This is a genomic window from Mangrovicella endophytica (assembly GCF_002893625.1).
GTDB lineage: Bacteria > Pseudomonadota > Alphaproteobacteria > Rhizobiales > Rhizobiaceae > Mangrovicella > Mangrovicella endophytica.
Window position 1 is genome coordinate 763,747 of record NZ_PKMZ01000001.1, and the last position, 17,864, is coordinate 781,610.

The window sequence follows — 17,864 nt, forward strand, 5'->3', positions numbered from 1 at the left end:
TCTCCTGTAGGAATCCGGTCCGCAACGAGCCATGTCCAGCATGCCCGACCACTCCGTACTTGCCGACCTGCGAGAGCGTGTCCAGCGCCTCGAAGGCAAGGACATGCGAGCTAGGCAGGTGCTGCAGTTTGGCGTCCCGGAGATCGATGGCCGCCTTCCGGGCGGCGGGCTCGCGCTCGGCGCCTTGCACGAGGTGGCGGGCGGCGGGAACGGCGCCGTCGACGGAGCGGCGGCCGCCCTCTTCGCAGCCGGAATCGCCGCGAGGACGAAGGGGAAGATCCTGTGGTGCGTCACGCGGCAGGATCTGTTCGCTCCGGCCATCGCCCAAGCGGGATTGGCGCCGGGGCGGGTGATCTTCGTCGAAGCGGGCGATGAGAAGACGCTCCTCGCCTGCTTCGAGGACGGGCTTCGGTACGGCGGCCTTGGGGCCGTAGTCGCCGAGGTCGCCAAGCTTTCGATGACGGTGTCCCGGCGCCTCCAACTCGCTGCCGAGGGATCGGGCACGCTTGCGCTCGCGGTCCGGCGCTGGCGCCGCCAGACGGAAGCCGCCGACTTCGGCCAGCCGACTGCGTCCGTCACCCGCTGGAGGGTTTCGGTGCTCCCGTCGCGCCCGCTCCCGGTTCCCGGCGTCGGCCGGGCACGATGGCTTCTCGAACTAATCCGGTCCCGCGCCGGGGAATGCGCCGACTTCGAAGTGGAGGCCTGTGATGGCAAGGGTCGTCTCGCTCTACCTGCCGCGGTGGCCGACCGATCGGCTGCGCCGCAAGTCGCCCGGAAGCGCGCCACCCGCTGACGTTCCGCTCGTCCTCGTCGGCCATGACGGGAGCCGCCGCGTTGTCGTTGCCGCCGACCGACTGGCGGAGTCCGCTGGCCTGACCGTCGGCATGCCCGCGACAAAGGCACAGGCGCTGGTTCCGGGCCTCGCCTTGCTGGACGCCGATCCCGCCGGCGACGCGGACGCCCTGGACCGCCTCGCCGTCTGGGCATTGCGGTTCTCGCCCTTGGTCGCTGCCGACCAGCCCGACGGGATCGTTGTGGACACGACTGGCGCCGACCACCTGCACGGCGGCGAGGAAGCCATGCTTCGAGCGATCGTCGACCGCTTCGCCGCGGCGAACCTGGAGGTGCGGGTGGCAGTCGCCGACACCTGGGGCGCCGCGCACGCGGCCGCGCGGCATGCCGGTGCCGCGATGGTACTTGTCGAGCCGGGCAGGACGGAGCACGCGCTGGCGCGTCTGCCCCTGGCTGCCCTGCGTCTGCCCGGGCGCATGCGCCATGACCTCCACGTCCTGGGTTTCTCGACGGTCGGCGACCTCGCCGCGCAGCCGCGGGCGCCCCTGGTCCAGCGCTTCGGCCCGCAGCTTGTCCGGCGTCTCGACCAGGCGTTCGGCGCCGTCTCCGAGCCGATCGAGCCCGTCCGGTCGGCCGATCTCGTCGAGGTGCGTCGCGTCTTCGGAGAGCCCATCGCGGCGCCCGAGACGCTCCGGCGCTACGTAGGCAAGCTCGCCGCCGAACTCGTCGCCGAACTCGAGCGGCGGGCGATGGGCGCCCGTCGCCTCGACCTCCTGTTTAGCCGCGTCGACAACCGATGGGAGGCGATCCGCATCGGCACCGCAAAGCCGGAACGGGACCTGAGGCGCCTGACGCGCCTCCTGTCCGACCGGATCGAGACGATCGATCCCGGCTTTGGGGTCGAGGTCATGACGCTCGCAGCGACGCATGCGCAGCCGCTCGGCGCATCGCAGGTCGTGTCCTCGCTCGTCGAGGAGCCGGAGGCGGACGTGTCCGACCTGGTCGATCTCTTGGCGAACCGCATCGGCGAGCGGCGCGTGTACCGCTTCGCGCCGGTTGCGAGCGACGTGCCCGAGCGGTCCGTGAGCCGTGTTGAACCGATGTCGCTCGACGACGGCGCGTCCTGGGACGACCATTGGCCTCGACCCTCGCGCCTCCTAGCGCGCCCGGAACGCGTCGAGACCATGGCGCTCCTTCCCGACCATCCTCCGGTCTGGTTCACCTGGCGCGGGCAGCGTCGCCGCGTGCGGCGTGCCGACGGTCCGGAGCGGGTCTTCGGCGAGTGGTGGAAGCGCGAGGCCGAGGCGACGACTGTGCGCGACTACTTCCGCGTCGAGGACGACGCCGGCGAGAGGTTCTGGATTTTCCGGGCCGGCGACGGCGAGCACCCGGAGACGGGTTCCCACAAGTGGTACCTCCACGGCGTCTTCGGATGAGCGGCGGCCCACGCTATGTCGAGCTCCAGGTCACCTCGCACTTCTCGTTCCTGCGCGGCGCCTCGTCCTGCGAGGAGCTGTTCGCCACGGCTGCCCTGATGGGGATGGAGGCACTCGCCGTCGTCGACCGGAACTCCGTGGCCGGGATCGTGCGGGCGCACGAGGCGGCGAAGACGACGGGCGTCCGGGCGATCGTGGGATGTCGGCTCGACCTCGTCGATGCCCTGCCGGTCCTCGTCTATCCGACTGACCGTCCAGCCTACGCCCGGCTCTGCCGCCTCCTGTCGCTCGGCAAGGCGAGGGGCGGGAAGGGGAAGTGCATCCTTCGTTGGGACGACGTGGTCGCGCACGGCGAGGGCATGCTCGCCGTCCTCCTCCCCGACGAGGCGGACGAAGATCTCGCGCGCGAACTCCGTCGTCTGCAGGACGCGTTCGGCAACCGGGCGTACATGGCTCTGACCCTTCGTCGCCGGCCGAACGACCAGCTTCGCCTCCACGACCTCGCAGCGGCCGCCGCGACGGCGCGCGTTCCGGCGGTGGTGACGAACGACGTCCTGTTCCATGAGCCTGACCGCCGAGTCCTCCAAGACGTCGTCACCTGCATCCGGCACGGCGTCACCATCGACGCCGCAGGCTTCCGGCGCGAACGGCATGCCGACCGCTACCTCAAACCCGCGGCCGAAATGCACCGCCTGTTCTCCCGCCACCCCGAGGCGCTCGCCCGCACCGTCGAGATCGCCGAGCGATGCCGCTTCTCCCTCTCCGAACTCGCGTACCAGTACCCGGAGGAGAGGCAGTTTCCCGACCTGACGCCGCAGGAGGCGTTGGCGAAGCTGACCTGGGAAGGCGCGACCGAGCGCTATCCGGAGGGGCTGCCGGACAGCGTGCGACGAAACCTCGAGCACGAACTCCGGCTGATCGAGCGCCTTGAGTACGCGCCGTACTTCCTGACAGTGAACAGCATCGTGCGGTTCGCCCGTTCGAGAGGAATCCTTTGCCAAGGCCGCGGCTCGGCGGCGAACTCGGCCGTCTGCTTCGTGCTCGGCGTCACCTCGATCGATCCTGACCGCAACGACCTGCTGTTCGAGCGCTTCGTCTCCGAGGAACGCCGCGAGCCGCCCGACATCGACGTCGACTTCGAGCACGAGAGACGGGAGGAGGTCATCCAGTGGGTCTACGAGACCTACGGACGCGACCGGGCCGCCCTGTGCTCCACTGTCATCCGCTACAGGGCGAAGGGAGCGTTGCGCGACGTCGGAAAGGCGCTGGGCCTGCCCGAGGACCTGACGAAGACGCTGTCGTCCCAGGTCTGGGGCTGGTCAGAGGACATCGACGAGAAACACGCGGCGAGCATCAACCTGAACCTTGAGGATCGGCGCCTCAGATTGGCGCTTGATCTCGCGGGGCAGCTCGTCGGCTTCCCGCGGCACCTGTCCCAGCATCCGGGCGGCTTCGTCCTGACGCGCGACCGCCTCGACGAGCTGGTGCCGATCGAGCCAGCGGCCATGGTCGACCGCCAGGTCATCGAGTGGGACAAAGACGACATCGACGCCCTGAAGTTCATGAAGGTCGACGTGCTCGCACTCGGCATGCTGTCCGCCATGCGGCGCGGGTTCGATCTCCTCCGGGAGCACAAGGGGATCGACCTCGACCTCGCTTCTATCCCCGCCGAGGATCCGCGCACTTACGCCATGATCCGGCGGGCCGACACGCTCGGCACCTTCCAGATCGAGTCCCGCGCCCAGATGGCGATGCTGCCGCGGATGAAGCCACGGACCTTCTACGATCTCGTCATCGAGGTAGCGATCGTGCGTCCCGGACCGATCCAGGGTGACATGGTGCATCCATATCTGCGCCGCCGAGAGGGTAGGGAGAAGGTCATTTTCCCGAAGCCGGAACTTGAGCGGGTCCTCGGCAAGACGCTCGGCGTGCCCCTGTTCCAGGAGCAAGCGATGCGTGTGGCAATCGAATGCGCCGGGTTCACGCCCGGCGAGGCAGACCAGCTCCGCCGCGCCATGGCGACCTTCAAGTTCACGGGCGGCGTCTCGCACTTTCGTGACAAGCTGGTCGAGGGGATGGTGGCGAACGGCTACGAGCGCGAGTTCGCCGAGCGTACCTTCCGCCAGCTCGAGGGTTTCGGATCCTACGGCTTCCCGGAGAGCCATGCGGCGAGCTTCGCCCTCATCGCCTACGCATCGAGCTGGCTGAAGTGCTGGCACCCGGACGTTTTCTGCGCGGCGCTCCTGAACGCCCAGCCTATGGGCTTCTATGCTCCGGCGCAGATCGTCCGGGACGCCCAGGAGCACGGGATCGAGGTCCGGCCGGTCTGCGTCAACGCCAGCCGCTGGGACTGCACGCTGGAGCCGCGGGCAGCGGAAAAGTTTTCCGATGCCGACGACGGACGGTTCGCCGTCCGCCTTGGCTTGGGGATGGTGCGCGGGCTCGGCAACGCGGATGCCGCCCGTCTCGTCGCTGCAAGGCAGGACACGCCGTTCGTCTCCGTCGACGATCTATGGCGCCGCGCGCGGGTCCCGCATGCGGCCCTGACGGAACTTGCCGAAGCCGACAGCTTCCGTTCGTCGATCGGCCTCTCGCGTCGGGAAGCACTATGGGCGATCAAGGCGCTACGCGACGAGCCGCTCCCGCTGTTCGCCGCTGCCGCCGACCGGGAGGCGACCACCGTCAGGGAGCAGGTCGAACCCGTCGTCAGGCTGCGCCCCATGCCGGAGGGTGGCGAGGTCGTTGAGGACTATGGCCATGTCGGGCTGACGCTTCGCCAGCATCCCGTCTCGTTCCTCCGGGCTGAGCTCGTTCGGCGTCGTCACATCACATGTGCGGAGGCCATGAGCTCGCGCGACCGCCGATGGGTGGAAGTGGCAGGGCTCGTGCTCGTCCGGCAGCGCCCGGGCTCGGCCAAGGGCGTCATGTTCATCACGATCGAGGACGAGACGGGCGTCGCGAACCTCGTGGTCTGGACGAAGGTCTTCGAGGCGAACCGCAGGACCGTCCTGGGCGCAGGCATGATGGGAGTGCGAGGTCGCATCCAGCGGGAGGGGGAGGTGGTGCACCTGGTGGCACATTCGCTGACTGACCTCAGCTCCGAGTTCGCCAGCGTCGGGCGTCAGGGGAGCAGGGGCGACGATGCCGTCGAACCGGAGGTTCACTCAGCTTTGGGGGCGCCGCGGATGCCGCCCGCCAAGGTGATGGCGGATCCCTACGGGCACGTCGTCGACGATATCCGGGTGAAGCCGAGGGACTTCCGCTGAGGGTGGGAAACGGACCGTCCGCTTCTCACTCGGTTACGACTGCGGGCACGTGGACGCGCCGGTCATCTTCCAGGAGCTGTGACGTTCGGGATGCCGCCGTGCCGCTTCGCGGCCGCGCTTGGTTCCGGTGCCAGGAACTGGACGTGGGGCCGCGAGTAATGTGGGGACATCTCCACTCGGGCGTCGACCGCGAAGACCTCGCGCAGGAGGTCCTGAGTCAGCGTTTCTTCCGGTGCGCCGTCGGCCACGATCCGGCCCCGATCGAGAACGACCAGCCGATCACAGAACATGGCCGCATGGTTGAGGTCGTGCAGCGAGACGATGCAGGTGACCGACAGGCCGGAAACCAGTTGCAGCAAGCTGAGCTGGTGGTGGATGTCGAGGTGGTTGGTCGGCTCGTCCAGGATGAGTTCCTTCGGCGCCTGAGCCAGGGCTCGAGCGATGTGGACGCGCTGTCGCTCGCCTCCCGACAGGCTCTGCCACCGCTGTTCACGCTTCTCGATCATGTCAGCGCGCTCGAGCGCTTCGTTGACCGCAGCCTCGTCGGCGGCGCTCCAGCCCGAGAAGGGCGAGCGGTGGGGAAAGCGGCCGAGCTTGACGACGTCGATGACGCGGAGGTCGACGTTCGTCGCGGCGTGCTGCTCGACGAAAGCGACGCGCTGAGCGAGCGCCCTGCGTCCGAGCGAGCGGATGTTCCTGCCGTCGATGCGCACGTGCCCTTCGTTTGGCGGCCGAAGGCCGGCCAGGATGCGCAGCAGGGAGGTCTTGCCGGATCCGTTCGGACCGAGCAGACCGAGGACCCGCCCGGGCTCCGCTCCCAGCGAGACGTGGTCGAGAATGGTCTTTCGGCCGACCCGCCAGGTGATGTCCTCGGCGACGATGCTCATGAGGCGCGTCCGAAGCGGAACAGGATGACGGAGAAGAATGGCACGCCGACGAGGGCCGTGACGACGCCGATGGGGAGGACCTGCTGCGGGATTAGGACGCGCGAGGCGATGTCGGCGAGTACCACGAAGATCGCGCCGGCCACAGCGCAGGCCGGCAGAAGGCGGCTGTGAAGCGAGCCGACGACGAAGCGCGCGGCGTGGGGCACCACGAGGCCGACGAAGCCGATCGAGCCGGCCATGCTGACGATGGTGGCGGTCATTACGGCGATCAGCGAGAACAGCGCGAGACGCGCGCGCCCGACGTCAACGCCGAGCGATGCCGCCGCTTCGTCGCCGAAGGCAAAGGCGTCGAGGAGCCGGGCCGAGACGAGGCAGAGAACCAGCCCGGCGCCGACCACCACGGACACGAGCACGAAATCCGGCCAGCGCACGCCGCCGAAGCTCCCGAGGAGCCAGAACATGACGTCGCGAGCCTGCTGGGCGTTTCCCGAGGTGGTGACGACGTAGGAGGTGGCGGCATTGAAGAGCTGCGAGGCGGCGACGCCTGCCAGGATCGTGCGGTCGGTCCCGCCGCGCGTGCCGCTCGACAGGAGCGCGACGAACAGGAAGGCCGCGAAGGCGCCGACGAAGGCGCCCGCCGAAAGGGAGACGGCGCCCGCGCCGATGCCCAGGATCGCGATCGCGACGGCTCCCGTCGAGGCGCCGGCGGAGATCCCGAGGACGTAGGGTTCGGCGAGGGGGTTGCGCAGAAGCGCCTGCATGATCGCGCCCGATAACGCCAGCCCCGCGCCGCAGAAGGCGGCGACCAGCGCACGGCTCAGCCGATAGTCCCAGATCACCGTCTCGTGGATGCGGTTCAGCTCCATCGCCGTCCAGCCGAGACGGTTGGTTACCGCGAACCAGGTCGTCGACAGCGGGATCGGCAGGTCGCCGATCCCGACGCTTGCGCCCACGACAAGCGCGATCGTCAGCAAGGAGGCGAGAAGGAGCCCCGTAAGAAAGGCTCCCTGCCGAAGCGAGCTGCCTGCGGGTGTCACTTGCGCAGACCGAGCGCCTTGAGCTGCTGCGCCACCTGCTCGGCGCCGTAGATGGTGCGCACCGTCGGGTTCATGGCCTGCCCATCCATGATCACCATCGCCTTGTTGACGACCGCCTTCATCTGGCTGGTGGCCGGGTCCGAGGTCAGAAAGGCGATCTTGGCTTCCGGCTTGTCCAGCTCCCAGCGGTTGCGGTCAACCTTGGCGACGACGATGACGTCCGGCTCTGTCGCGATGATGCTTTCCCAGTTCATCGCAGGGCTTTCAGCGTCGGTCTGGATAGCGTTGGTGCCACCGAGGATATCCGCGATGAATCCCGAGGCGCTGTTGCGGCCGGCAAGATAGGCATCGGCCGTTGGCGAGGGACTGGAGAACCAGAACACATAGGACAGCTTCTGCGCGCCCTTGGCGAACTCCGCGCGCAGCTTCGCCTCGCGCGCCTTGAGATCGGCGATCAGCGCCTTGCCGCGGTCCTGGACGTCGAAGATGCGGGCGAGCTCGTCGATCTCCTCGAATAGGATGTCTTGGCTCCAGAGCTTGTCGCGCGCGCCGTAGGCGTCGGTGCCTTCCTTGCGGGCGAGACAGGTGCCGGGCGAGAGGTAGGAGGGTACGCCGACCTTGGTGAAGTCCTCGCGCTTGGCGACCTTGCTGTCGGGACCTAGCAGCGTCGGCAGGGCTGCGGCCACGAAGTCCGGTTCCTTCGCGAGCACGGCCTCGAAGCTCGGGAACTCGACGGTGATGACCGGCACCTTCTCGTTGGCTTCGGCGACCTGCGGCAGAACCTTGTTCGGCCAGAAGGCGGTGCCGACCATCTTGCTCTCGAGACCGAGCAGCAGCAGGATCTCGGCGCTGTTCTGCCCGAGCGCCACCGCTCGTTCAGGTGCCTTCTCGAAGATGACCTCGGCTCCGCAGTTCTCGATCGTCAGGGGGTACTGGGTCGAGGCCGCCGACGCGGGCTGAGCGGCCATGCACAGGGTCGCGATGACGCTCGACAGCGCGGCCAAGGGTCTTACCGGGATCATCGTCTCGTTCCTCGAGGCTTGGGTGGAGGCGAACGGTCCCTAGTCCATCACCGCAACCTGAACAAGACAGCACCAGTCATGTTTTGCGCCGCGCGGCGATGTAGGATCGACACGTTGCTCCGGGAGTGCCCATAGAGAACGTTCCACTGGTCCTGCGGGAACGCGCAAGCGGCTCGCAGGATCTCTGGCACGACGGCCTTCCGCGTGCTGGCGAGATCAGGTTCCTACTCAGTGATGGTTGTCAGGACCAGGATGATCCACCTGTTGTGTCCGGGCGGGAGGACCATCAATCCTGCCGCCCGGACACAACCTTTAGGGACCGAGCCGACCTTCATCTTCGAATTGGCTGGGGTTAGAGCCGGCGGAGATCACCGTCATGGCTCTGGCATTGCGCTAATGGGGTGCTGTATCCGGCGAGATCAGGACGACTGCGCGAAAAGACATGAAGCAGATGAGCACGCCGCGAGAGGAACTGGTCAACGAGGTCGCGAGCGAGAGCCTCGGCATCCTCCTACGCATCAGTTCCACGCTCGCCTTCGCGGCGATGGGGGTCTGCATCAAGGCACTTGGCGATGGCGTGCCGCTGGGCCAAGTGGTCTTCTTCCGCTCGGCGATGGCACTCGTGCCGCTCGTCCTGTTCCTCGCCTGGTCAGGCGACTTCCCCGAGGGCCTAGCGACCCGCCGGCCATTCGGCCACGTCGCCCGCTCAGCAATGGGCGCCTGCGCTATGTTCACCTCGTTCGAAACGATCCGCCTGCTTCCCCTCGCGGAAGCGACGCTCCTGTCCTACCTCGCGCCGGTAATGCTGACCGTTCTCGGGTGGACGCTCTTGGGCGAAGCTCTGAACCGGCGGCGGATCAGCGGCATAGCCATGGGGCTCGTCGGCGGTGCCGCCTTCTGCCTGCCGGCGCTCTCCGGCACCTTCGCCGAGGGCGCGCTTCTCGGGCTCGTCCTGGGGCTTGCGACGGCATTCCTGACGGCCGGCGCCCTGATCCAGGTCCGCCGGCTGACGCTGGCCGGCGAAAGGGCAGGCGCCATCGCCTTCTGGTTCGCGGTCGTGTCCGCCATCGGTGGCCTCGCGACGCTGCCCGCGGGCTGGGTCGTGCCGGATCCAGAGCAGGCGGCGCTGCTGGTTGGCGCAGGGCTTGCCGGAGGCGTCGCCCATATCCTGATGACGCTCTCCTTCCGCCACGCCGAAACCGCGGCGCTCGCGCCCTTCGAATACCTCTCGATCCTTTGGGCGGCCCTCGCCGGCGTCGTGTTCTTTGCTGAAGTTCCAAACTGGGCCTTCCTCCTGGCCGCCCCGTTGATCCTATTCGGTTCCGTAGTCGCTCTTCCCAAACGCGCGAAGAGCTGTGCTTGAGGTCGGCTGGGCCGAGCCATTCGAGAAGATGCTTGATCGGAGGAGCCGTCGTAACGCGTGCTCGACGTCTACTTTCAGAGGAGCCGCTTAGCCACCTTGAACAACGACTTTAGGTCGAGACCGGACGGCGGCTTTCGGCACGGGATGACCGGAAGCCGCCGGTCTGCTTTCGGCCCATCTCTGCATCGGAAATCATTTTTCATAAGGGTGGAAAGCTGCCAGTCCGCTTCCGCGTTCGATCCGGCGAAAGCCGACATCGGTCTGCGCGCTACCGGCACCTTCAGTCGGCCCAAATTGCCCGTTCGCCAACTAGCTTCTTCAGCTTCTGACGCTGCACCCAATCCCAAAGCACGTCCGAAAAGAACACGCCGCTCTCCGGGCGCAGCGCGTCGCGCCATAGATGCAGCGAGCCCGCCACATCGCGCCGCAGGACCATGTGTAAGTTGACGCCTCTGGCGGGCTCGAAGATGCGCTTGCCGTTGGGTCTGCGCGGTTCGATCCAGTCGCCGTGGGTCAACTCCGTGTCCATCGCCTGCACGATGGTCATGACATTGAGGATCGAGTAGTGGGCGCCCTCGATCGGCACGCCCTTCGGGTCGAGAAGGGTGACCGGGAAGAACTGGTGGACGCCCGGCTCCAGCTCCTCGACCTTGTCGCGGAAGGCATCCGTCACGCCCCAGGCCGACGCCAGATGAATGAAGTCGGGCAGGGTCTTGAAGCGGGTGCGAAGTTGGGCGTGGGTGGGCAACTCCTCGGGTGCCAGCCGCACCCCCTGCTTGAGGCGCCAGACCGCGTCATTGTCCGGCTTGGACACCCATTCGAACATAGGCGCATAGCGCGGCGTACGGGACTGGTTGCACAAGTAGGGCATGGGTACCGGACCTCTCCGCTGGCAACTGCGCCAAGTCATCATCGCCAGGACCGGTTGGGGAAGGGTGAACTACCGTCTTTTCCGCTTACGGGAGGGCTATGGACAGATTGGAACGGCAAACCTGGGTGTGAAGGAGATAGTCCGCTTTTGGCAGACAAAGGCATGAAAGCGGCCACTCGTGGCGAGGAACTGTCCGTAGAAATAGACGTCATGCTTCGCGAGTGCTTCGGGGTTCAAACGGTATCCAACCCCGTCCACGCAGCGGATACTTGCCACAGGCTTTCGGCCGCGTCTGGGTCGCATGCCCACGGGCTGACGCCCTTCCTTCCTACGCTCGGCTCGTTGACGACCGCGACGTCGCAGTCCTCACAGTAGACCCCACCCATGCCGTTGAGCTGCGGGCTCGTGGCGCACCAGACGGTCGTGGCGGCCCCTTGCTCCACCATCTTCATCCCGCGCTCGGGATCGACGATCGGGCGACCCGCTTCGTCGAGTGCGTCGAACGAGGCGATCTCCTCCGCGCTGAGGTGCCGGGCGAGATCGGTGAGGATCTGGCCTGGATGAAGCGAGAAGGCCCTGATGCCGTGCTCTTGTCCTCGGTGGTCGAGTGCCATCGCAAAGAGCGCGTTGGCCGTCTTCGACTGACCGTAGGCGAGCCACTTGTCGTAACGGCGAACCCTGAAGTCGATGTCCTCGAAGTCGACCCCGGCGATCTGATGGCCGCGCGACGAAACGCTAACGACCCGTGCGCCCCGCGCCGCGACGAGAGCCGGCCAGAGGCCGAGCGTGAGCCGAAAGTGGCCGAGGTGGTTCGTCGCGAACTGCGCCTCGTGTCCGTCAGCGTCCCGGGTCTCGGGCGTCGCCATGATGCCCGCACTGCTGACGAGGATCGACACTGGACGGCCGACGGACACGACCCGACCAGCGAAGGCGGCTACGGAATGCGGATCGGCGAGATCCATGTGCTCGACCGTGGCGCCGACGAGCTCGCGCAAGGCGGTGCTTGCTCGCTCGGGATTGCGCGCCGGCACGATCACCTCGGCCCCCGCATGAACAAGAGCGCGCGTCGTCTCGAGGCCGAGCCCCGAGGCTCCTCCGGTCACAACGGCAAGCTTCCCCGAGAGATCGATCCCGGAAACCACCTCCATTGCCGTGCTGGCAGCACCGAAGCCGGAGCCGATGGGCGTTTGCTGGGTCATGCTGATGTCCTGCGTGAGTTGGCGCGCCCTGCGGGAGCATGGAGCGCTCTGAGAGGCTGGATGTCAGGCCGAGGCGACCCCATAGTCGCCCGCTGCCCGATTACTGTGTCCGCAAGGTCGGGTCCGGCTCCGCCGCGAGAGCTTGCGCGACGTGGCGAAGCTTGTCGGGATTGCGCGTGATGTAGATCGCGGTGATCCGGCCGTCCTCGATGGCGAGCGCCGTCGTCTGGAGGACGTCGCCGCGCTCGCGGCTGACATAGCCGGGCAGCCCGTCGATCCAGACGGGCTCGAGCATCTGCGCCCAGCCTTCCCCCCACTTGCGCTGCACGGTCTCGTACAACCGTAGGAGGCGGTCCAGTCCTGTGATCGGGTTGATGAATGCCAGGACCTTGCCGCCGCCATCCGAGCGCAGGACGGCGTTCTCGGCAAGGAGCATGCGCAGCGTTGCAGTGTCGCCGCTGGTCGAAGCCGCGAAGAAGGCACGCGCGATCCGCTCGCCCTCCTCGCGCGCGACCGGGAAACGTGGCCGGGCGGCCTGAACGTTCCGCCGCGCCCGGACAGCGAGCTGGCGCACGGCCGCGGCTTCCCGGTCGAGCGTGTCCGCCACCTCGCCGAGCGGCACGCCGAAGACGTCGTGGAGCAGGAAGGCCGCCCGCTCGAGCGGCGACAGGCGCTCCAATGCCATCATCAGCGTGAGTGTCAGGTCGTCCTCGTCCACGCCGTCCTCCTCGGCTTCCACCAGCGGCTCGGGCAGCCAGGCGCCGACATAGGTCTCCCGGCGGGCACGGGCCGACTTCATCTCGTCGAGGCAGAGACGGGTGACGATGCGTGCGAGGAAGGGATAGGGGGCGACGATCCCGTTCCGGTCGGCGCCGATCCAACGCAGCCACGCGTTCTGCACGATGTCCTCGGCCTCGCTGCGCGAGCCCAGCATGCGATAGGCGATGCGCAGGAGCCGCGCCCGATGCGTCTCGAAGATCACCGTGGCGTCGTCTGCCTGCCGCATGCGCGTTTCCTCGGGGATGGTTTCGGGTGCTTCAGCAATGATGGCCAATGATGTGCCTCGCTGCCCAGAATACATGGGTTCCCTACGGACGGTCCGGCGTCGTCAGCTTGGTGTCGTCCGTATCCACGACGAAGACGGCGAGGAGCTTGGAGGGTTCGTCGTCACTCGCGTTGGCGCTGACGCCGTGGTGGTCGCCTGGCATCTCGACGAAGCTCTCGCCGACGCGGAAGACCTTTTCCGGCCCGTCGTTGATCCGGCTGCGCACCGCGCCCTCGATCACGGTTGCTGTGATGAAGGCGGAGGCGGCGTGGGTATGGGATGGCGAGGAGCCACCCGGACCATACTCCACGAGAACACCGCGCAGGCTCTTGCCGGGAACAGAGGGCAGCGGATGGTCGAAGATCGTCGTGACGCGGGCTTCGCCCCTCGCGACATCCGCCGCCATGGCGGGGACGGCATACACGACGGAGACGGCGAGGAGGGCTCTCACCAGGAAGGGTCTGAACATGGATGGGGCTTTCTTCGTGGGCGAGAGAAGTGCATCGGGCTCAGGCGGCGGAGAGCCAACTCTCAAACCGCGTCGGCCCGAGCCGCACTGCTTCCGCATGCGCAGGAACAAGCGAACCCGTTTCGAGCGCAGCGCCGAAGTAGCGCGCTGCTCTGTCGGCCTGCACCTCCCGATGGTCTCCATTGGCGGCGATGCGGCGGGCGACGAAGTCCCGGAACGGCTGGCGGTCCGGTCCGGCGACCTCAATCGTCGCATTGCGCGCCGAACCAAGCGCGACATCGGCGAGCGCTGCGGCGACGTCGATAGCGGCGATGGGCTGGAAGTCTGCATCGGGAACGACAAGGCGGTCGCCGTCGACTGAGCTTTCCGCGATGGCGGCTACGAACTCGAAGAACTGGGTCGCGCGCACGATGGTGAAGGGGATGCCGGAGCCTTTGACGATCTGCTCCTGGGCGACCTTGGCCCGGAAGTAGCCGTTCCCTTCAAGGCGGTCCGTGCCGACGATGGACAAGGCAACGTGGTGCTTCACACCCGCCTCGCGCTCGGCGGCGAGGAGGTTGCGGCCAGAGCGTTCGAAGAAGTCGAGCACCGCCGCATCCTCGAAGGAGGGCGAGTTCGAAACGTCGACGACAGCGTCGGCTCCGGCAAGGACCTCGGCCAAGCCTTCGCCCGTCAGCGCGTTCACGCCGCTGCTAGGCGATGCCGCGATGGCCTCGTGCCCTTGCCGCGAGAGTTCGGTCGTCAGGTGCTGACCGATGAGTCCGCTACCGCCAATCACCACGATCCTCATTGTACCCGTCTCCTCGTTCAAGAACGGACGGGGCGGCTCCACGCCGCGCTCTCGCGTCCGTCGAACAAAGGACGAGAGGGGCTGGTCCGGATGTGACATGCCCCGAAGAAAATCAGCGAAGCGAGACACAGAATTGTCGGTCAGGGATCGATCAACGTCGGCGGGCGGGACGGCATTGGCGCCGTCCCTGATGAAACGGTAGAACGGGCTAGGCCTTCGCCTGGACCGGGAGGCGGAAGGGCGCGCCGAGACGGTTGAACGCGTTCATCGCAGCGATCGTGATCGTCAGGTCGACGAGGTCCTTGGGCGCGAAGGCAGCGCTTGCGGCTGCGTAGGCTTCGTCGGAGGCGTGTGTCTCGCTGACCCGTGTAACCTCCTCCGCCCAGGCAAGCGCGGCGCGGTACTGGTTGGAGAACAGGTGGGGCACTTCAGCCCAGACCGGAACCAGGACCACCTTATCGAGCGGCATCGTCTTCAGCAGGTCCCGGGTGTGCAGGTCGATGCAGTGGGCGCAGCCGTTGATCTGCGATACCCGTAGGAAGACAAGGTGGATCAGCTCGTGCGGCAGATCGGTGCCCGTCGTGATGTAGTGGTGGATGCCATAGAGCGCCTTGGCACCCTGCGGCGCCACTTCGTTCCAGACCAGTCGCTTGTTGTCGCTCATGTCCCGTCCTTGTACTCGGAGCGCCGGAGATCGACGTTCGGAGGCAGGACGAGCCGAGCGAGCCGGATGTGACATGCCGGCAGGATTTCCACACAAAGAGCTCGTATTTCAGCCGAACGCATCTACGTCCGCTTCCGATCAGGTTGAGCAGGTCGATGGCCGACCGATTTGGGTCGGAACCGGATGGTTCCGCTTCCGGACATCCGCTTCCCAGGCGTCGATTGGCACGACCGGGTGGAATGCGGTCGTTTGCCGATGAAGCGACGAACAGCAGCTATGGCTGTGAACTTGCCGATGATGGCCAGGGGACCGTATCCTGCCTCCCAAAGCAGGCCTATGTTGAACGTGGAGATCCTTCTCGCCTGCGTTCCTTTGTCCTGCTTCATGTCGAGCTCCTGCCTGCGGTCATGTCCGGCTATCCCCATGAACTGACTCGCGGGGGCGCCGTTTTTGCGCCTGTTCAAGCCCGCGCCTGATCGCGTCCCTCCAATCCGTCTGTCATCGACAGTCTGCGCCGTTCGCTCGAGATCACCCGATCATCGCCAGTTGGCGATAGCGCCCGTTCGCGGCGACGAGCTGATCGTGATTTCCCTGTTCGACGATCCGGCCTGCCTCGAGCACCACGATCCGGTCCGCATGGCGCACCGTCGACAGACGATGCGCAATCGAGATCACCGTTCGATCGCGACGCGCGGCAAGCGCCGCCGAAAGGGCCTTCTCGGTCTGCGTGTCGAGCGCGCTAGTCGCCTCGTCGAGCAGGAGTACCTTGGGATCGCGCAGGATGGTCCGGGCAAGCGCAAGACGTTGCCGCTCGCCGCCGGAGAACTGGTATCCGCGCTCCCCGACCTTGGTTTGCAGACCTCTTGGCAGCTCGGCAACTTTTCCCGTCAGTTGCGCCAGTTCGAGCGCCCGATCGATCTCTGACGAGGAGGCGTCCGGTTTGGCCAAGCGTAGGTTCTCCTCGATGCTGGCATTGAGGAGGAAAGGGTCTTGGGTCACGACACCCAGGACGTGAGAGAGCGTTTCGAAGCTCAGATCCCTGAGGTCGACACCATCCAGCGTCACCCGCCCATTGTCAGGGTCGTAGAGGCGCGCGAGCAGATGGCCGAGCGTGCTCTTCCCCGAGCCGGTGGTGCCGACGATTGCCGTGTGCTTGCCGGCTTCAATGCGCAGGTCGATGCGCTCCAGAGTCCGGCGGTCGGAGGCGGGATAGGAGAAGGAGACGCTTTCAAAGGCGATCTCGCCGCGGACAGTGCTCGCATCGACGTCGACGGGATGCGTGGGCTCGACGAGCGTCGGTTCGGTATCGAGGTAGCCGAACACGCGCGTCAACAGGGCTCGGGCCTTGCGCAACTCGACCCGTGCCTCGAACAGCTCGAGCGTGGGCCAGAGGAACTGCTCCTGCAAGGCGATGAGCGCGACGAGGGTGCCGATCGAGACGCCGAAACCCTGGGCGAGCATCAGCCCGCCGATCAGGAAGGTCAGCGCCGGCAGGATGTCGAGGGCGAACATGATGATGGCGACTTCCCACTGCCCGGCCGTGTGGGATCGCAGCTCGAGACGAGCGACGTCGGACGAGGTCTGACGGAAGAGTCGCACGAGATGGTGCGCTCGCCCCATGGTCCGTCCGAGAATGAAGCCTCCGGCCGACAGGGACTCGGTGACTGTCGCCGACATGTCGGCGATCCGCTCCTGCTGCTGGAAGGTGATGCGCTCGCGCAGGGCCGCCACACGATTGTTGAGCCAGAACAGGATCGGCATGAAGGCGAGCGAGGCAAGCGCCAGGCGCCAGTCGAGCAGGGCCATGGCGACGACGGTGGTCGCCACGACGCTCAGGTTGCGGGCGACGTCGGTTGCCGTGTTGGTGAAGAGCGATTGCAGGCCGGCGATGTCGCTCGACATGCGCGACTGAACCTCGCCGGTGCGCGCCGTGGCGAAGAAGGCGAGCGAGAGCGACTGCAAGTGCTCGTAAAGCGTCACCCTCAGCTCGTGCATGATGTGCTGGCCGATCTGGGTCGAGACGTAGGCTTGCAGTACGCCGGCGACGGCCGACAGGACAGCGACGCCGATGAGCCCGGCGCAGAGCCAGACCAGAAGCGTGGCATCCCTGGCCGGCAGCGCGTCGTCTATGATCGCGCGCATCATGAACGGCGTCGTCGCTCCCGCTATGCCGGCGACGACTATCAGCCCCAGAACGATCAGCAGAGCCCTTAAGTGCGGCCGAAACAGTGTGAGCACGCGCCTCCGGGGAGTGTGCTGCTGGGCCCAGGCTTCATAGTCGGTGAAGCCAGCGTCGGTGTCATGCATGGTCGGATCTCGCGGGTTCGGACGCGGCGGTTCAGGACGGTCCTGCGGACCTCGGGCCGTGCTTCACTGATCAGGCTGCGTGCACGAAGCGTCGAGCGATGGTGGAGATCGAGTGGAGGCTCGGGACATCGGGATGCACCGCCGGCATCTCAGAAGCGCTTCTCGAAGCGGAACATGCCGTCGTCACCGGGCAGGTGCGGCTCGTCCGGACGGTGCGGATCCGGCTGGCCGGCGTGGTGGCACGCGGTGATGTGGAAGCCGCAGACGTTGACGTAGAAGTGGATGTTGCGCTTCTCGAAGTAGGGCGTGTGGGTCGTCCAGACCTTCGTGTCTGAATAGGCGGCCTCGATCGCCGCCCAGGCTTTGCGGCCGATGCCGCGGCCGATCTCGGCGGCGCGCACGTAGAAGAGGTCGAGCGAATTGTGTCGCGTTTCGGCGTCGATCGAGAGGACGGCGCCGCCCACCCATCGGCCGTCCTCGAGGATGCGGTGAACCACCGCGTTCGGGGCCTTGAGCGACGCGGCCACGTCCTCGTCTGGCGGAATCGGCCGCTTGCCGATCGAACCGAACGTTTCCACCACCGCGATCCCGAAGGAGTCCTGAAGATCCTCGCGGAAGCGGGGCAGGTCGCTCTCGGACGCGATGTCGAGAGTGACGAGGCCGGGGGCGGGCCAAGGGGTCATGGAGTCTCCGGGGTCTAGGGTGGACGGCAGGAG

Annotated in this window: 15 protein-coding genes; 4 read left to right on the forward strand and 11 right to left on the reverse strand. The window is 66.8% G+C overall.

Features of this window, described 5'->3' with window-relative positions; translation table 11 throughout:
- Window positions 1-31: 31 nt before the first annotated feature.
- Genes C0R46_RS03545 through C0R46_RS03555 form a run of 3 tightly spaced genes read left to right on the forward strand, consistent with a single transcriptional unit; the run spans window position 32 to window position 5,494 of the window.
- Window positions 32-793 carry an ImuA family protein gene (locus tag C0R46_RS03545; RefSeq protein WP_102958175.1) on the forward strand — a complete coding sequence of 254 codons (762 nt, stop codon included), beginning with the start codon at window positions 32-34 and terminating at the stop codon, window positions 791-793.
- The gene (locus tag C0R46_RS03550; RefSeq protein WP_102958176.1) at window positions 708-2,228 is read left to right on the forward strand and encodes a Y-family DNA polymerase; all 1,521 of its coding nucleotides are present in this window, start codon (window positions 708-710) and stop codon (window positions 2,226-2,228) included. Before C0R46_RS03545 ends, C0R46_RS03550 begins: the two co-directional genes overlap by 86 nt.
- Window positions 2,225-5,494 carry an error-prone DNA polymerase gene (locus C0R46_RS03555; protein ID WP_102958177.1) on the forward strand — a complete coding sequence of 1,090 codons (3,270 nt, stop codon included), beginning with the start codon at window positions 2,225-2,227 and terminating at the stop codon, window positions 5,492-5,494. The genes C0R46_RS03550 and C0R46_RS03555 overlap by 4 nt, the downstream gene beginning before the upstream one ends.
- Window positions 5,495-5,556: 62 nt before the next feature.
- Here C0R46_RS03555 and C0R46_RS03560 read toward each other — a convergent pair whose 3' ends face one another.
- The 3 genes from C0R46_RS03560 to C0R46_RS03570 are packed head-to-tail and all read right to left on the reverse strand — an operon-like array spanning window position 5,557 to window position 8,386.
- Complete coding sequence (locus C0R46_RS03560) at window positions 5,557-6,381, reverse strand: ABC transporter ATP-binding protein (protein WP_102958178.1); 825 nt, start codon at window positions 6,379-6,381, stop codon at window positions 5,557-5,559.
- Complete coding sequence (locus tag C0R46_RS03565; RefSeq protein WP_102958179.1) at window positions 6,378-7,418, reverse strand: FecCD family ABC transporter permease; 1,041 nt, start codon at window positions 7,416-7,418, stop codon at window positions 6,378-6,380. Before C0R46_RS03565 ends, C0R46_RS03560 begins: the two co-directional genes overlap by 4 nt.
- Window positions 7,415-8,386, reverse strand: a complete 972-nt coding sequence (locus tag C0R46_RS03570) for an ABC transporter substrate-binding protein (protein ID WP_425349859.1) — start codon at window positions 8,384-8,386, stop codon at window positions 7,415-7,417. Before C0R46_RS03570 ends, C0R46_RS03565 begins: the two co-directional genes overlap by 4 nt.
- Before the next feature lie 505 nt (window positions 8,387-8,891).
- Here C0R46_RS03570 and C0R46_RS03575 point away from each other — a divergent pair.
- Window positions 8,892-9,803: a DMT family transporter gene (locus C0R46_RS03575; RefSeq protein WP_198598227.1), complete on the forward strand. Its 912-nt coding sequence runs from the start codon at window positions 8,892-8,894 to the stop codon at window positions 9,801-9,803.
- Between the two features lie 280 nt (window positions 9,804-10,083).
- Here the strand turns inward: C0R46_RS03575 and C0R46_RS03580 are convergent, their stop codons facing one another.
- The 8 genes from C0R46_RS03580 to C0R46_RS03615 form a co-directional block, all read right to left on the reverse strand.
- Window positions 10,084-10,674, reverse strand: a complete 591-nt coding sequence (locus C0R46_RS03580; RefSeq protein WP_102958182.1) for an imm11 family protein — start codon at window positions 10,672-10,674, stop codon at window positions 10,084-10,086.
- A gap of 233 nt (window positions 10,675-10,907) precedes the next feature.
- Window positions 10,908-11,873, reverse strand: a complete 966-nt coding sequence (locus tag C0R46_RS03585) for an oxidoreductase (RefSeq protein ID WP_102958183.1) — start codon at window positions 11,871-11,873, stop codon at window positions 10,908-10,910.
- Between the two features lie 100 nt (window positions 11,874-11,973).
- On the reverse strand, window positions 11,974-12,879 hold the full coding sequence (locus C0R46_RS03590) for a sigma-70 family RNA polymerase sigma factor (RefSeq protein ID WP_102958184.1): 906 nt from the start codon (window positions 12,877-12,879) through the stop codon (window positions 11,974-11,976).
- 82 nt (window positions 12,880-12,961) lie between these two features.
- Complete coding sequence (locus C0R46_RS03595) at window positions 12,962-13,387, reverse strand: cupin domain-containing protein (protein WP_102958185.1); 426 nt, start codon at window positions 13,385-13,387, stop codon at window positions 12,962-12,964.
- A 40-nt stretch (window positions 13,388-13,427) separates the two neighbouring features.
- Window positions 13,428-14,177 (reverse strand): SDR family oxidoreductase, encoded by a 750-nt coding sequence (locus C0R46_RS03600; RefSeq protein WP_102958186.1) that lies wholly within the window; start codon window positions 14,175-14,177, stop codon window positions 13,428-13,430.
- 208 nt (window positions 14,178-14,385) lie between these two features.
- On the reverse strand, window positions 14,386-14,841 hold the full coding sequence (locus tag C0R46_RS03605; RefSeq protein ID WP_102958187.1) for a carboxymuconolactone decarboxylase family protein: 456 nt from the start codon (window positions 14,839-14,841) through the stop codon (window positions 14,386-14,388).
- 528 nt (window positions 14,842-15,369) lie between these two features.
- Window positions 15,370-17,079, reverse strand: coding sequence for an ABC transporter ATP-binding protein (locus tag C0R46_RS03610; RefSeq protein WP_245413394.1), 1,710 nt, complete (start codon window positions 17,077-17,079; stop codon window positions 15,370-15,372).
- Window positions 17,080-17,297: 218 nt separating this feature from the next.
- A complete protein-coding gene (locus C0R46_RS03615; protein ID WP_102958189.1) occupies window positions 17,298-17,831 on the reverse strand; it encodes a GNAT family N-acetyltransferase in 534 nt (177 codons plus the stop codon).
- Between the last annotated feature and the right edge of the window lie 33 nt (window positions 17,832-17,864).